Annotated in this window: 16 protein-coding genes; 4 read left to right on the forward strand and 12 right to left on the reverse strand. The window is 59.1% G+C overall.

Annotated elements, in window-relative coordinates; genetic code table 11:
- Nucleotides 1–227: acetyl-coenzyme A synthetase N-terminal domain-containing protein (locus BXY39_RS00730; RefSeq protein ID WP_281269986.1), on the reverse strand; the 227-nt coding region annotated here is incomplete at its 3' end.
- Between the two features lie 243 nt (nt 228–470).
- Between BXY39_RS00730 and BXY39_RS00735 the strand changes: the two genes are divergently transcribed.
- On the forward strand, nt 471–1,391 hold the full coding sequence (locus tag BXY39_RS00735; RefSeq protein WP_121936952.1) for a DMT family transporter: 921 nt from the start codon (nt 471–473) through the stop codon (nt 1,389–1,391).
- Between the two features lie 72 nt (nt 1,392–1,463).
- Here the strand turns inward: BXY39_RS00735 and BXY39_RS00740 are convergent, their stop codons facing one another.
- The 5 genes from BXY39_RS00740 to rpmI form a co-directional block, all read right to left on the reverse strand.
- Nucleotides 1,464–2,495: an SAM-dependent methyltransferase gene (locus BXY39_RS00740; RefSeq protein ID WP_147453415.1), complete on the reverse strand. Its 1,032-nt coding sequence runs from the start codon at nt 2,493–2,495 to the stop codon at nt 1,464–1,466.
- 189 nt (nt 2,496–2,684) lie between these two features.
- A complete protein-coding gene (gene pheT, locus BXY39_RS00745; protein WP_121936940.1) occupies nt 2,685–5,093 on the reverse strand; it encodes a phenylalanine--tRNA ligase subunit beta in 2,409 nt (802 codons plus the stop codon).
- Nucleotides 5,094–5,107: 14 nt separating this feature from the next.
- Nucleotides 5,108–6,187 carry a phenylalanine--tRNA ligase subunit alpha gene (gene pheS, locus BXY39_RS00750; protein ID WP_121936941.1) on the reverse strand — a complete coding sequence of 360 codons (1,080 nt, stop codon included), beginning with the start codon at nt 6,185–6,187 and terminating at the stop codon, nt 5,108–5,110.
- Between the two features lie 163 nt (nt 6,188–6,350).
- Nucleotides 6,351–6,710 carry a 50S ribosomal protein L20 gene (rplT, locus tag BXY39_RS00755; protein ID WP_121936942.1) on the reverse strand — a complete coding sequence of 120 codons (360 nt, stop codon included), beginning with the start codon at nt 6,708–6,710 and terminating at the stop codon, nt 6,351–6,353.
- A gap of 42 nt (nt 6,711–6,752) precedes the next feature.
- Nucleotides 6,753–6,950 carry a 50S ribosomal protein L35 gene (gene rpmI, locus BXY39_RS00760; RefSeq protein ID WP_121936943.1) on the reverse strand — a complete coding sequence of 66 codons (198 nt, stop codon included), beginning with the start codon at nt 6,948–6,950 and terminating at the stop codon, nt 6,753–6,755.
- A 288-nt stretch (nt 6,951–7,238) separates the two neighbouring features.
- Between rpmI and BXY39_RS00765 the strand changes: the two genes are divergently transcribed.
- Nucleotides 7,239–7,937: a pirin family protein gene (locus BXY39_RS00765; protein ID WP_121936944.1), complete on the forward strand. Its 699-nt coding sequence runs from the start codon at nt 7,239–7,241 to the stop codon at nt 7,935–7,937.
- A gap of 12 nt (nt 7,938–7,949) precedes the next feature.
- A complete protein-coding gene (locus tag BXY39_RS00770; RefSeq protein WP_121936945.1) occupies nt 7,950–8,864 on the forward strand; it encodes a DUF5996 family protein in 915 nt (304 codons plus the stop codon).
- On the opposite strand, the gene pyrF is transcribed toward BXY39_RS00770, so the two are convergent.
- The 6 genes from pyrF to aroA all read right to left on the reverse strand — a co-directional run bounded on the left by pyrF (nt 8,856) and on the right by aroA (nt 14,866).
- Nucleotides 8,856–9,623, reverse strand: coding sequence for an orotidine-5'-phosphate decarboxylase (gene pyrF, locus BXY39_RS00775; protein ID WP_121936946.1), 768 nt, complete (start codon nt 9,621–9,623; stop codon nt 8,856–8,858). The two genes, BXY39_RS00770 and pyrF, sit on opposite strands and share 9 nt — an antisense overlap.
- Nucleotides 9,620–10,039: a lipopolysaccharide assembly protein LapA domain-containing protein gene (locus BXY39_RS00780; RefSeq protein WP_121936947.1), complete on the reverse strand. Its 420-nt coding sequence runs from the start codon at nt 10,037–10,039 to the stop codon at nt 9,620–9,622. The genes pyrF and BXY39_RS00780 overlap by 4 nt, the downstream gene beginning before the upstream one ends.
- Before the next feature lie 211 nt (nt 10,040–10,250).
- Nucleotides 10,251–10,532: an integration host factor subunit beta gene (locus BXY39_RS00785; RefSeq protein WP_121936948.1), complete on the reverse strand. Its 282-nt coding sequence runs from the start codon at nt 10,530–10,532 to the stop codon at nt 10,251–10,253.
- 303 nt (nt 10,533–10,835) lie between these two features.
- A complete protein-coding gene (gene rpsA / locus BXY39_RS00790) occupies nt 10,836–12,542 on the reverse strand; it encodes a 30S ribosomal protein S1 (RefSeq protein WP_121936949.1) in 1,707 nt (568 codons plus the stop codon).
- Nucleotides 12,543–12,758: 216 nt separating this feature from the next.
- Complete coding sequence (gene cmk / locus BXY39_RS00795) at nt 12,759–13,412, reverse strand: (d)CMP kinase (RefSeq protein WP_121936950.1); 654 nt, start codon at nt 13,410–13,412, stop codon at nt 12,759–12,761.
- Between the two features lie 29 nt (nt 13,413–13,441).
- On the reverse strand, nt 13,442–14,866 hold the full coding sequence (aroA, locus tag BXY39_RS00800) for a 3-phosphoshikimate 1-carboxyvinyltransferase (protein ID WP_245998932.1): 1,425 nt from the start codon (nt 14,864–14,866) through the stop codon (nt 13,442–13,444).
- Nucleotides 14,867–15,075: 209 nt separating this feature from the next.
- Between aroA and BXY39_RS00805 the strand changes: the two genes are divergently transcribed.
- A complete protein-coding gene (locus tag BXY39_RS00805; protein WP_121936951.1) occupies nt 15,076–15,393 on the forward strand; it encodes a TIGR02300 family protein in 318 nt (105 codons plus the stop codon).
- Nucleotides 15,394–15,484: the final 91 nt, after the last annotated feature.

The following is a 15,484-nucleotide window of genomic DNA, read 5'->3' on the forward strand; positions in this document are numbered from 1 at the left end:
GCGTTCAGCACGCCGTCCTCGAACCAGCGGATGTCCACATCCCCGCCAAAGTCCGTCGACTTGATCGTCTGCGGAAACCGCATCCACTCCAGGCGACCCGCCTGCTCCGCCCAGAACCCCTCAGGGTCCTCGACAGACCGGCGGTACAGCGCCTCATATAATGCTTCGTCGCAGTAGGTGTGTGCGGCAATTTCCGGCTTGACCGGAATAACGGTCTGCTCAGGCATGGCTGAAACTCCCCTTATTGAAAGCAGGGCCCGGGCCGTCGGTTACGATCACACCCGGACTGTTTTCCTCACCTCAACACCGGATGATGACGGTGCGCCAAAGCGCTGGCAAGGCTTGTCGCGGGCAACAAGCCATGATAGGCGCGCCATAACGGACAGACATACAGCATCATGGGTATATGCCAACGGGCTGACACGGATCCGCCGGCCATACCCGCCGGCATGATGGAATGGAAACCCGCAATGCAGAGCACGGAACCGCGCACATATCTGACCAGCAAGGGCTTTGCCGCCGTGATCGCCGGCGCCGCGACCATTGGTACGGCGGCCATTTTTATGCGTCTTTCCGAAGTAACGCCGACGGCAACGGCTTTCTGGCGCATGACACTGTCCCTGCCGCTTCTGGCGCTATGGGTTTATTTCGCACGGTCGAAACTGCCTCGGCATATCGCTGAAAACAGGGCGCAAAGCACCGGCGGAACGGACAGCTGGGCCGTGGCACGGGATCTGTTTTTTGTCGGTTTCTGGTTTGCCGCCGATCTGGCCCTGTGGCACTGGTCGGTCGCGATGACGACGGTGGCCAATGCAACATTGCTGGCCAACATGGCCGCCATCTTCACCGCGATCGCAGGCTGGCTTTTCCTGAAGGAAAAGATGAACCGCAACCTGCTGATCGCGCTTCTGCTGGCCGTCGCCGGCGCTTTTGCGCTGGTAGGACAGAATCTGGAATTCAATCCGGATTATGTGACCGGCGACCTGCTGGGCCTGGCGACATCGGTCGCCTATGCCGGCTATATATTGTCGGGATCAAGAGCCCGGAGGCGATCACCGACAGCCGTGGTGATGACCGGCAGCGGCCTGGTGACCGCGCTTTTGCTGCTGCCGCTTGCCCTTATGAGCGAAGGACCGTTCCTACCGGCAAGCCTGACCGGCTGGGCGCCTCTGATCGGTCTGGCATGGGGGGCCCACATTCTGGGACAAAGCCTTATCATGTACGGATTGGCGCATGTGCCGCCGACAGCAGGGTCCATCAGTCTGCTGGTACAGCCTGTCGTCTCGGCCATTCTGGCATGGGCCCTGTTTGGCGAGGCCTTGGGACCGCTGCACGCCCTTGGTGCCGCGCTGATTTTTGCCGGCATTCTTTTCGCGAAAAAATCGGCCTGAAATGGATGGGAACGGCCAACCTGTCCAGAAAATGTAACTCTGCGACCATGCAGGCGTCTGACGGCAAGGGCCTTACCAGTCGGACATCATTGACGGGCCGGAAGACTTCTTGTTGGCAACGATACGCCACAGTTTCAGGTCACCGCTTTCAAGCAGTTTCTTGCGGCGCGTCCAGAATTCCGCTTCCCGCATGAGAACCTGCACAAGCTGCGGGCCGTTTTTTTCCTTCGCCAGCTTGGTTGCCACAATGTCGGCCCCGGCCCATGCCTGATTGATCATGTCGACATAGCTGCTGCTGATATCCTCGGACACACGAACCTGCATGCGCACGGCCTTCATCATGTCAACGATTTCATCGGCGGTCGCCATATAGGGCTTGAGCCGCTCGCCCATTTTCCATTCGCGGTAGCTGTCGCGCGCCAGGGCCGCATCGCTGCCCAGAACATAATCGGTCATCAGGAACAGTCCCCCCGGTTTCAACTTGTCCTCGATATGCTCGATCATGCCCCGCTTGTCCTGAATGGTGAACAGGGCCTCCTTGGCAAAAGCGCGGTCGTATTTTCTGTCGAACCCCTTGAAGTCCCTGGTGTTGTAATGCTCAAGCGCCGCTTTCTTCTCCAGCCCGGCCATCTTGGACATCTGAGTGCCTTTTTCGACCAGGGTCAGGCTTTCCTCATAGCCTGTTATCCAGACACCAAAACGGTCCGCCAGAACGCGGGCGGGGCCACCCAGGCTGGCACCGATCTGCAGCATGGACATTTCCGGGCTGAGCGCCAGCAATTTGGAAAGGGCGATGATGTATTCAGGGCCGCCGGGGCCGCAGAACCCTTCGCCCCAGACATATTGGGCAATATTGACCTTCTGGGCATCCCAGGGGTCGACAGGCAGATCGGGGTGTCCGCTAGCACCCAGAGCCTCTTCCGGCTCCTGCTCTCTGCGCGCGGCCTGTAACTTGGCACGTCCGGCTTCCTGAGCCGCCCGCACACGGGCGGCGTATTCAGCATAACGCTGCTGAAGCTCGTCAGGGTCATAACCCTCCCACCAGGCTCTCAACTTCAGGCGGAGCGGGACTCTGTCTTTGTCAAATTTCTCTTTGCTGCCCACGTTATACCCACATGGCTAACGCCCAGGAACCAAATATCTGTTTCGGCAAAATTTTGCCCGCCGTCCATAAGAAAGACGCTATTCGGATTTTTTCAAGTCCTGATCCATACCACATTACAGCAGGCATTGCGGGCCCGGCATTACCGCCGGCCCGCAAAAACAGTTAAGCCTTTATCGCAGCAATTGGTTTCAGCCTCGTAAACGGGCACCGACAGCCTTTTCGGCCGCTGCGCAAATCCTGGCAGAGATGGCTTCGATCTCGGTTTCGGAAAAGGTCGCCTCCTGCGGTTCAAGATAGACCGATACGGCCAGCGAACGCTGACCGTCCGGAACACCCTTGCCTTCATACACATCGAACACCTGCACCGCTTTGATATGTGCCTTGTCCGCCCTTGAAACCGCCTTGATCAAGTCACCGGCCGCCACGCCATGATCAACCAGAAAGGCAAAATCCCGCTCCACAGCCTGCAGATTGCTGAGATGCAGCGCCCCTTTGGAAGCATCGCGGCGGCGGCGCGGCGGGACACGGTCGATGAAAACCTCAAATCCGACAGCGGACCCATCCACATCCAGACTTTTCAGCACTCTCGGATGCAGTTCGCCGAAGACCGCCAGCACCGTCTTGGGCCCCAGGCACACCATACCCGACCGGCCGGGATGGAAATAAGCCGGTGCCTCGGCAACGATCTGCAGGCTGTCCATGGGGGCGCCGACGGCGTCCAGCGTGGCAAGCGCGTCCGCCTTCACGTCATAGGCATCCGCCATGCGGTCATCGCCGTCCCAGTGGCGCGCGGCAAACGGGCCGACCCGCACACCGGTCGCCACCCTGAGCTGACCGTCCGGCGTGTCGTCCAGATATACGGGCCCCACCTCGAACAAGGCGGCCCGCGTTATACCACGGTCATGGTTGCGCTGTGCCGCCTTCAACAGATTGGGCAGGATGGACGGGCGCATATAGTCAAGCGCGCTGGCAATCGGATTATCGATGATCAATCCCGGCTTGGTATCGGCAAAGAGTGCCGCGTCGCTGCGGTTCATGAAAGACCAGGTGACGGCCTCGTGAAGACCTTCCGCGGCCAGTCTGCGGCGCGACAGACGCGCGCGCTTCAGCGACGTATCCATTGCCTGGCCGGCCTGCTGTTCGCCCACCGGCGTCTTGACGAAAGGAATGGCGTCATATCCGTGGATGCGCAGCACCTCTTCAACCAGATCGGCCTCGCCGTCCACATCGACCCGCCAGCTGGGCACCTTGACCCGAACAGGCGTCTTATTGTCGGTATCCTCCGTTTCAGCGACGAACCCCAGGCCGGCCAGAATTTCAAGCGACCGTTCGGCGGGCAGATCAAGCCCGCCAAGGCTGGCAACGCGAGACGGGCGGAAGGGAACCGTCTTGTTCCAGAGCGGAACCATGCCGTCATGAAAGACACTGCCGGCTTCACCACCGCAAAGATCCAGAATAAGCCGGCTGGCCAGGGCCAGTCCGGTTTCCGCAAACCGGGCATCGACACCGCGCTCGAAACGGTACCTGGCATCGGTGATCAGTCCATGCCGGCGCCCGGTCATGGCAGTGACAACCGGATCAAACAGGGCGATTTCCAGAACCACATCGGTGGTGGCGTCATCAACGCCGCTGTCCGCACCACCGATGATACCGCCGAACCCGGTCGGGCCGGCCTCATCGGCAATGACGGTTTCGCTGCCGTCCGCGGTGTATTCCCTGTCATCAAGCGCCACGAAGGTCTCGCCCGCCACAGCCTGCCGAACCTGGAGATCACCTTTCAGTTTGCCGGCATCATAGACATGGGCCGGGCGGCCATAGGCAAAAGTCAGATAATTTGTAATATCAACCAGCGCCGAAATCGGACGCAAACCGATTCCCTTTAACCGATCCTGCAACCAGCGGGGGCTCGGGCCGTTTTTGACACCGCGAAACATGCGGCCGAGAAATACAGGACAGCGGTCTCTGGCATCCTCTGCGATATGAACGGCAACCCCACTGTCGAAAGAGACAGCTATGTCCGGTATCCGGATGGGCTTCAACACGCCCAGACCGGCGGCCGCAAGATCGCGGGCAATACCGTGTACCCCAAGGCAGTCCTGCCGGTTGGGTGTAATGGCGATTTCAATCACCGGATCGTCCAGGCCGGCATACTCGGCATAAACCGCCCCCACGGGGGCATCATCGGCCAGATCGAGGATACCGTCATGCTCGTCGCCCAGTTCCAATTCCCGGGCGGAGCACATCATGCCGCTGGACTCGACGCCGCGGATCTTTGCTTTTTTCAGGGTCAGGTCCAGACCCGGGACATAATCACCCGGCCGGCCGAGAACAGCTTTCATCCCCTGACGCGCATTGGGGGCCCCACAGACGATTTGCCGCGTTTCCCTACCATCGGTTACCTGACACACCCGCAACTTATCCGCATCCGGGTGTTTTTCAGCCGAAAGGACTTCGACAATGGTGAACGGCGCCAGGCGTTCCGCCGGATTGGTGACATGCTCGACCTCGAGGCCGATACGGGTCAGTGTTTCCGTAATGGCATTCAGGTCGGCATCGGTGTCGAGATGCTCTTTCAGCCAGTTCAGGGTGAATTTCATTCCGTCCGCCCCTTTTAATCACTCAGTCCCGCAGCCCAGGTGGGAGCCGCGAGCGCTTTAAATCCATAATGTTTCAGCCAACGCAGATCGGCGTCGAAGAAAGCCCGAAGATCATTCATGCCATATTTCAGCATTGCCAGACGATCGATGCCGCAGCCGAACGCCCAGCCCTGATAGGTGTCGGGATCCAGGCCGCACGCTTCCAGCACCTTGCGGTTGACCACACCGGAGCCAAGCACCTCCAGCCAGTCATTGCCGTCACCGATCTTGACGGTGCCGCCCTCGAAACTGCATTGCACATCCACCTCCATCGACGGTTCGGTGAAAGGGAAATAGCTGGGACGAAAGCGCAGCGTCACACTGCTGATCTCGAAAAAGGCCTTGAGAAAGGCTTCCAATGTCCCCTTCAAATGCCCCAGATGAATATCGGTATCGATGGCAAGCCCTTCGACCTGATGGAACATCGGTGTGTGCGTTGCATCCGAGTCAGAGCGGAACGTCCGGCCCGGCGCAATGACACGGATGGGCGGCTGAACCCTTTCCATTGTACGAATCTGCACCGGACTGGTATGGGTCCTTAGCACTTTACGGTGTCCATCCGCATCCGGGTGCAAGTAAAAAGTGTCATGCATCTGACGTGCCGGATGTTCTTCCGGGATATTCAGCGCCGTGAAATTGTAGAAATCGGTTTCCAGATCGGGCCCTTCGGCAATATCGAAGCCAAGAGCCGCGAAAATTTCGGCAACTTCATCCATAACCTGGCTGATGGGGTGCAGGCTGCCTTCTGCCCGTTCGCGCACCGGAAGACTGACATCGATCGCTTCATCGGCCAAACGCTTGTCCAGCGCGGCATCCTCAAGGGTGAGCCTGCGGGCGGCGATGGCCTCTGCCACGTCTTCCTTGAGGCCGTTCAGCGCCGGGCCGGCCGTGCGCCTTTCCTCGGGGCTCATCCGGCCAAGGCCGCGCATCAGTTCGGACACCCGCCCCTTTTTGCCAAGCGCGCCGACACGGAGGGTTTCCAACGCCTCCAGCGTCTCCACCGCGGCAATGGCCGTTTGAAGTTCAGCCTTTAAATGGGTGATTTCGTCCTGCATCTCATCTTCCCTGTGGCCATTTGCCCGCAATCCCCGTCTGCGCCCCTGGATCGGAAGAGGATCGCTGCCTGATGTGACAAATATTCAAACGTCAAAAGGGGCCCTGCAAACGCAAGGCCCCTCTCGCAAATACATGATGGTGCCGATAGAGGCGACCGGGACTTTACTTGGCGAGGGCTGCCTTGGCTTGTTCGACAAGCGCCTCAAAAGCAACCGGTTCACGGATCGCCAGATCGGACAGGACCTTACGATCCAGTTCCACCCCGGCCAGTGTCAGGCCATGCATGAACTGGCCGTACGGCAAGCCATGCAGGCGGGTGGCGGCATTGATACGCTGAATCCACAGGGCGCGGAAATTACGCTTGCGGGCCTTGCGGTCGCGGTAAGCGTACTGGCCGGCTTTTTCAACGGCCTGCCGTGCCACCTTGATGGTGTTCTTGCGGCGTCCGCGATAGCCTTTGGCTTCAGCAATGACTTTCTTGTGACGGGCGTGGCTTGTTACCCCACGTTTTACGCGAGCCATTTCCTTATCTCCTCACACAATAAAAAGGACAACCTGACGGCTTCAGCCGTAAGGCATCCATTTCTTGACGATGGTGGCGTCGCAGTCGTTCAGGATCGTCGTGCCACGCTGATTGCGGATCTGTTTGTTGGTACGTTTGATCATGCCGTGGCGTTTGCCGGCCTGGGCAGAGCGTACCTTTCCGCTTGCGGTGAGGCGGAAGCGTTTCTTCACACCCGATTTGGTCTTCATCTTGGGCATTTGCAGTCTCTCCATAAACAGCAGAGTTTTGCTTTCTAAGCGGCCTCGGCAGCCCATTCACTCTGGCCGGGTCGCTCGGCGAAGTGGGTCATTACAGCAGAACACAGCCAAACGCAAGGGATTTGCCGGGCAAACGCTGTGCCAACGGAATTGTGGACAGACCACATGCAATCGTCATGGTCATGGATTATTGGTTTTATTACTAGACCAACCGCTTCTTCCAGAAAACACGGCGCGATGTTTCCGGCGCCCGAGGTTCCTGGCACCACCGCGTCAAAAGGGTGAACGATGGCTCTTATTCATGAAAAGTCCTCACGCGGGCGAACACAAACGGGCTGGCTGGACAGCTTCCATACCTTTTCCTTCGGCGGCTTCAACGACCCGGCACGCGTGGGGCACCGGTCCCTGCGCGTTATCAATGAAGACCGCGTAATACCCGGTGCCGGGTTCGGCGAACACAGCCATGCCGATATGGAAATTATCACCTATGTCATATCCGGTGCGCTGGCACACCGCGACTCGCTCGGCAACGGGTCCACGATTCATGTTGGAGACGTCCAGCGCATGTCGGCGGGCACAGGCATCACCCATTCGGAGATGAACGCTTCCGACACCGAGCCGGTGCATTTTCTGCAAATCTGGATTTTGCCGGATCGAGATGGCGTTGAGCCCTCGTATGAACAGAAGGCCATCGACACGGCAAAAGCCACAAACCGCTTTCATGTGATCGCCGGTGCGGGCGGCGGGATGGACGCGGTGCATCTGCACCGGAATGTTTCCGTCCTGCTTGCCCGGATGGATGACGGTGTAACCGCCACCCATGAATTTGCGCCCGGGCGCGCCGGTTTTCTTCAAATAGTAAACGGCATGGTGACGGTGGACGGCGAAACGCTCTCCGCCGGCGACGGCCTGCAATTTACCGGCCGGGATATCTGCACCGTAGGCGCCATGACGAACTGCGAAGCGCTGTTGTTTGACCTGGATTGAAGGATAACACCAATGCCTGCACATTCCGCACTGACACTGCCGCCGCTACCCTACGCCGACTGGGTTGAAACAAAGGAAACACTGCATCTGTTTCTACAAATCATCGGCAAAATCCGTATGAAAACCCATCCGAAATTGAATCACTGGTGGCATGTGACGCTGTATCCGGCAACCTCGGGCCTAACGACCGGACGCATCCCCTGTGGTGACATGGGATTTGAGATTTTTTTCGATATGATAGACCATAGTGTTCGTGTCCGACGCGACGACGGTCTGATGGAAAGCTTCGACGTGCCGGGCAAGTCAGTGGCCCAGTTTTACGACGCTTTGTTCACAGCGCTGAATACGCTTGGCATTAGCGTGAAAATTGTCGGTCTTCCCTATGAAAACAAAAGCACCATTCCCTTTGCCGAGGACATGGTCCACAAGACCTATGATGCGGATGCTGTCACCCGCTATTGGGCGGCACTGTGCCGGATCTCTGTGATATTTGAACGCTTCCGCAGCCGTTTCACCGGCAAGCAGACACCGGTGCATCTGTACTGGCATTCCTTCGATCTGGCGGTCACCCGCTTTTCAGGGCGCGCCCATCCGCTGGAAGGCGGCACCGTGTCCGACCGCGAGGCCTATTCCCATGAAGTTATCAGTTTCGGTTTCTGGCCGGGCGATGACAGCTTTCCGGAACCAGCCTTTTACGCCTACGCCTACCCGGAACCGGAGGGATTGCCCAGCGTACCGCTCAAGCCGCCTGCCGCCTTCTGGACCGAGAAAAATGGCGGGTCACTGGCCATCCTGAAATATGATGACCTGCGGCATGCGCCTCAGCCGGCAGACAGTCTGCTGGCATTTCTACAGGCTGTTTACGACGGCGCCGCGAAAAAGGCCGACTGGAATGTGGCCGCCCTGGAACACGCTTTTTCAAGCTAGGCTGCCTGCAATGGACGCGGCGGCGGCGGCCGGATCGGCAGCAGCCGTGATCGCCCGCCCGACCACCAGCACGGTCGCACCGAGGTCATGGGCAGCGCGCGGGGTCATGACCCGTTTCTGATCGCCGGCGACAACACCACCGGGCCGCAACCCGGGCACCACCAGGGCAAAGTCCGGATCTGTCGCGGCACGGATGGCGGCAATTTCGGCCGGACTGCACACGACACCGTCAAGACCGCTGGCCTGTGCCAGACCGGCCAGACGCAGAACCTGCGCCTGCGGGTCAGCCCCCTGGCCGACAGCGGCAAGGTCATGGGCATCGAGACTGGTCAACACCGTCACCCCGATCAGGGCAGGCCGGACAACCCCCGCCTTTTCGGCATCATTCACCGCGTCCTCGACCGCGCGGGTCATCATGGCCGGCCCGCCCGACGTGTGCAGCGTGATCAGACGGGGCGCCAGCGGCACCACCGCGCGCAAGGCGCCCGCAACCGTGTTGGGAATGTCGTGCAGTTTCAGGTCCAGAAAAATGGCCAGTCCCGTCCGCTCCGCCTGATCGGCGATCGCCCGGTATCCGGCAGCACCGTGCGCCAGAAAAAATTCCAACCCGATTTTCAGGCCCGTTACATGCGGCGCGACAAGGCGCGCCAGCGTGGTGGCCCGGTCCAGATCGACCGTATCAAGCGCACAGTAAACACCCGCCGGCACCCCGGATACGGATCGCCCCACAGCGGGTGAGGGTGCTGCCGGTACCGTCATAGGGATTGGCCTCCTGCCTGCGCGGCGGATGGCTCATCCGCCTGGATTTTACGGGTTGAATGCATATCCCTGACGGTATCCATATCCTCACTGGCGCGGGCATGGGCGGTTTCGGCCTGTCTGCGCTGGGAATCTTCGGCCAGAACGGCCACTTCGCTTTCCAGCGCTTTTGCCCGGCGTTCGGCCTTGTGTGCACGCAGAAAGCCCTTCAGGCGCAACCAGCCGCTGACAACCACCGACAGTGCGACCCCGAAAAACACGCCGGCGAAAAAAATCAGATACAAAGGCAAATCCGCATACCAGGGAAAAGGGGCAAGGGACAGGGGCACCGCATGGCGGTTGCTCACCGAAAACCAGATCAGCCCCAGGGCAAGCAGGATCCAGAACAGTCTGCGGAGAAAAATGCCAAAAGCCATATGTCCAGATATTCCGTCAGCGAAAAGCCGATATCACCGGCCGGTCAAATCATACAGTCGCACAACAGAAGCCGCCGCAACAGATGTGAAGCGGATCGGGACTGTATATAGCAAAGGCGAAGACCCGTCAGGAAGCGCTGATCGCAGGACGCCGGCATCATTCGCATCCGGGCGATCCAGTCACATGCGGACACACCCGGGGCGGAGGCACTCAGCCTTCATTCAGGCGTTCGCGCAAATCCTTGCCGGTCTTAAAATAAGGAACGCGTTTCTCGGCCACTTCCACCCTGGCGCCGGTACGCGGATTGCGTCCGACACGGGACGGACGGTTTTTGACGGAAAAGGCCCCAAATCCACGCAACTCCACCCGGTCACCCTTGGCAAGCGCATCCGTGATTTCATCAAAGATCGTGGACACGATGCGCTCAACATCACGATGATACAAATGCGGATTGGCCTCGGCGATCTTGGCGATCAATTCGGATTTGATCATAGCGTTTCCCCCTCATGGCCTGAACAGACCTTTCTGCGTGACGGCGTAAAATTATAATGACACCCATGCACGCGATATATAGCCGAACCCCGAACCTGTTACCAAAGGTGCCATCAGGCAAGCCCAAGGTCAAGGTAAGCCTTTCAATGGACAGGGTTTTCCCAAAGAATATGCCAGCCTTGTCATAAGGACGGGTTTACAGAGGACCCCCGGAATCAAACTTTCCACCGGGCAAAATGGTACGAAAAAGGGCCGCCGGCCAAAGCCGGCGACCCCTGTTTTTCAGGATGCTGCCAAAGCAGATCAGGATTTGTCTTCTTTGGCTTTTTCCAGTGCGGCACCGAGAATATCGCCAAGGCTGGCACCCGAATCAGCCGAACCATACTGCTCAACAGCTGCTTTTTCCTCAGCCATTTCAAGGGCCTTGATCGACAGGTTCAGGCGACGGCTGCCCTTGTCGACGCCGGTAACCATGGCATCGACCTTGTCACCGACGGCAAAGCGGTCGGGACGCTGATCGGCACGGTCACGGGCCAGGTCGCTGCGGCGGATGAAGGCGGTCACACCGGTTTCGCCAACCTCAACCTCAATACCGTTGTCATTGGCTTCTTTCACGACACATGTGACGGTTTCACCGCGTTTCTTGGTGGAAACGGTGGTGAAGGGATCGCCGCCGAGCTGCTTGATACCCAGGCTGATGCGTTCCTTGTCCACATCCACGTCGAGGACGACGGCTTTGACGGTGTCGCCTTTCTTGTAATCCTGGATGGCGTCCTCGCCCGAACGGTCCCAATCCAGATCGCTGAGGTGGACCATGCCGTCCACATCGCCGTCAAGGCCGATGAACAGACCGAATTCGGTGATATTCTTGATTTCACCCTCGACTTCGGTACCGGTCGGGAATTTGGCGGCAAAGGCATCCCACGGATTTTCACCGCATTGCTTGAGACCAAGGGAAATCCGGCGTTTGCCCGAATCCACATCCAGCACCATCACTTCCACTTCCTGCGAGGTGGAAACAATCTTGCCCGGATGCACATTCTTCTTGACCCAGCTCATTTCGGACACGTGGACAAGGCCCTCGACACCGGCCTCAAGTTCGACAAAAGCACCATAATCGGTGATGTTGGTCACCGTTCCGGTCAGTTTGGCGCCGACCGGATATTTGGCTTCGATGCCGTCCCACGGATCGGTTTCAAGCTGCTTCATGCCCAGGCTGATACGCTGGGTTTCCGGATTGATGCGGACGACCTGCACCTTGACCGTCTGGCCGATGCTCAGAACCTCGCTCGGATGGTTGACACGGCGCCAGGAAATATCCGTGACATGGAGCAGGCCGTCGATACCGCCCAGATCCACAAACGCGCCATAATCGGTGATGTTCTTGACCACACCGTCAATGGTATCGCCTTCGCCCAGCTTGCTCATCAGTTCGGCACGCTGCTCTGCGCGATCCTCTTCCAGAACGGCGCGGCGCGAAACAACGATGTTGCCGCGGCGGCGGTCCATTTTCAGAATCTGGAAGGGCTGGCTGATATTCATCAGGGGCGTAACGTCACGCACCGGACGGATATCGACCTGACTGCCCGGCAGGAAGGCGACGGCACCGTTCAGATCAACGGTAAACCCGCCCTTGACACGGCCAAAAATAACCCCGTCCACACGTGCATCGCCTTCGAACGCTTTTTCCAGCTGTTCCCAGGCTTCTTCGCGGCGTGCCTTGTCGCGGCTCAGGATAGCCTCGCCCAGCGCATTTTCGATGCGTTCGACGAACACTTCCACTTCATCACCGGCGGCAATTTCCGAAGGCTGGCCAGGAACGCCGAATTCCTTCAGCGGAACGCGCCCTTCGGCTTTCAGGCCGATATCGATGATGGCGAAATCATTTTCGATTGAGGTGACGGTGCCTTTGACGACACGGCCCTCGAAGCCGGTGTTTTCCGGCATGGTTTCGTTGAGGAGAGCTTCAAAGTCCTCGACAGACGGCATAGCGGTTGCCGCTTCGCTCATGGGGGTCTTCCTTTCGATTATCAATCTTTCTTGCCGGCCGGTTGGTTCCGGCGGTCTTCTTCCACGCATCCGGGCGCCTCGCAATGGACATGGCCCATCCATGTCCTTCCTGCGGGTCCGGCCATCCGTGAAAGCCGTGCACATCCTGGCGGAAAGTAGATAAAGACGGCGCGCCTGCGCGCGGCCGTTTCATATGTCCGCCCCTGTGATCTTCGGTTATTGGGGCGGCAGCTTTTCTTTGACAAGTTCCACCGCCCGGAAAAACACGGCGTCTATATCCAAATCCGTGGTATCGAGCAAGTGCGCATCGTCCGCAGGTCTCAGCGGGGCATCGTTTCGTCCCATGTCACGGGCATCCCGCGCTTTCACATCGGACAGAATATCAGCGTAATCCGGCCTCAAACCACGGTCCCGCAATTCGGCGGTGCGGCGCCGTGCGCGTTCCTCGGCACTGGCGGTCACATACAGTTTCAGCGGTGCCTCGGGACAGATTTTTGTGCCGATGTCACGGCCGTCCAGAACCGCGCCCTGTTTGCCCCCAGGCGGATGGCTTGCAAAATTCCTTTGAAATTCCAATAGATTGGAACGCACCTGAGGGATTGCAGCCACCTTTGAAGCCGCTGCGCCCGTCGCTTCGTCACGCAGGCGGGGCGCATCAAGCAGACGGGTGTCCAAATCGGCTGCAGCGGCCATGGCGGCGTCCCCATCATCGGGGTCCTTGCCGTCGAGCAACAGGCTCAGCGCCACGGCGCGATAAAGGCCGCCGGTGTCCAGATAGGCAAAATCAAAATGCGCCGCAAGCCGGCGGGCCAAAGTCCCCTTACCGGCCGCCGCAGGACCGTCAATGGCAATAATGAAAGGGTGTTGCATGACTGATTCGCCCCTGCGTCCGTCCTAATTTAGTCGTTATTTTGCCCATTCAAGAAGACTGCTCGGGAGGCAGACGGCTCGGGAGAGTGGGGACCGGTCAGCTCAATATCCGCGCCCAGTGCACCCATCACTGTGGCGAAATCCGGAAAACTGGTGGCTATGGGGGTCGCATCGTCAACATGCACCGGCCTTTCCGCCAAAAGGCCAAGAATTGCACCGCTCATGGCGATCCTGTGGTCCAGCCTTGGATCCACATGACCACCGCCCGGTACCAGGCCGCCACAGCCGTGTATGACCAGACCGTCTTCAAGTTCTTCAACCCTGATACCGGCTTGGGCAAGGGCATGCGCCATGGCGGAAAGGCGGTCGGATTCCTTCACCCGCAATTCCGCAAGCCCGGTAAATCGGCTGGTTCCATGGGCACACGCGGCGGCGACAAACAGGACAGGAAATTCATCGATCATGCGCGACGGGTCGCCCGGCACCCCGTCAATGGCGTGCAGCTTGCCGCCGCGAACGCGGATATCGGCAACCGGCTCTCCCGACAGAGTCTGCATGTTTTCAAGGCGGATGTCCGACCCCATGGCGATCAGGGCATCGACAATGCCACTGCGCAAGGGGTTGACCCCGACACCCTCGATCAGAATATCGGACCCCGGCAGAGCCGCAGCGGCGACCACCGGAAAGGCGGCTGAGGAAATATCCCCCGGGACACTGAGCGTGATCGGGTTCAATTCGGCATGGCCGGCAAGGCGGATGATACGACCGGCACCGCTTTCACCGTCCCGGTCAACGCGCAGATCGGCCCCCATGGCGGTGAGCAGACGTTCCGTATGGTCGCGAGTCGCCACTTTTTCCCGCACGATGGTGGTCCCCGGCGTGTTCAGACCGGCCAGAAGGACCGCGGATTTGACTTGTGCGCTGGCAACGGCGGGACTGTAATCGATCGGCAGAGGCTCTGGCGTTCCGACAAGGGTCAAGGGCAGGAACCGTCCTTCCCGCGCCGAGACGGAAGCCCCAATGAGCGTGATGGGGTCAATGATACGCGCCATCGGGCGCCGGGTCAGGGACGCATCCCCTACAAACGTGGCTGTCAGATCATGACTGGCGAGCAAACCCATCAAAAGACGGGTGCTGGTTCCCGAATTGCCCATATCCAAGGCCTGTACAGGCGTTGCAAGCCCGCCGACACCGACACCATGCACTTCCCATGCGCCGGCCCCGACCCGTGTGACGGTGGCACCAAGCGCCCGCATGGCCGCTGCGGTGGCCAGCACATCCTCCCCCTCCAAAAGGCCGCTGATGAAGCTTTTGCCGACAGCCAGGGCGGACAGCATGATTGCCCGATGGGAAAGAGACTTGTCCCCGGGCACACGCGCCGTTCCGCGCAGATGCCGGACAGGATGCGCGATGAGTTTCAACGGCCGGTCATAGGACAGGGATTCGCTGGGCACGGGATCTGTAACCACGGGATCTGTAACTCTGGCCTTATACAAACATGCCCTATATGGACATGGAGGATTAGGAAACTTTTGACAGCCGTCCATGATCATGGCATGGGAAGCGCCGAAATTTCGGCTGATGCCTGATAACCGGCAACGGCCCGCCCCTTGTTTGCGGAAGGTCGGCCACAAAGGCAAGGGCAAAGACGAAGGAGAGAAAAGTGGCAAAACCCGAATGGGGCACCAAGCGGACCTGCCCGAAGTGCGGCACCCGCTTTTACGATATGCAGAATGACGATCCCGTTACCTGCATCGAGTGCGGCAATATCTGGACGCCGGAACCGATCCTGAAAAGCAAGCAGCCGCTGCCCATCGCCAAGGAAACCGAATCCAAGAAAGAAGAAAAGGTCGAGGAAACCGATAGCGATCTTGACCTGGAAGAGGATGAAGACGTTCTCGGCGATGTCAGCCTTGACGACGACGATGACGATGAAGTCTCCGGCATGGTGGATACGTCCCTGTCCGAGGACAGCACCTAGGCAGTGTACCCATAAACAGGGTTCCCAAATAGAGTGGGTTGTGCTTCAAGCTCCTTGAAGGAGTTGGATGATGGCGCGTTTTGATTTGAGC

Source organism: Eilatimonas milleporae (genome assembly GCF_003688555.1).
Lineage (GTDB): Bacteria > Pseudomonadota > Alphaproteobacteria > Sphingomonadales > Kordiimonadaceae > Eilatimonas > Eilatimonas milleporae.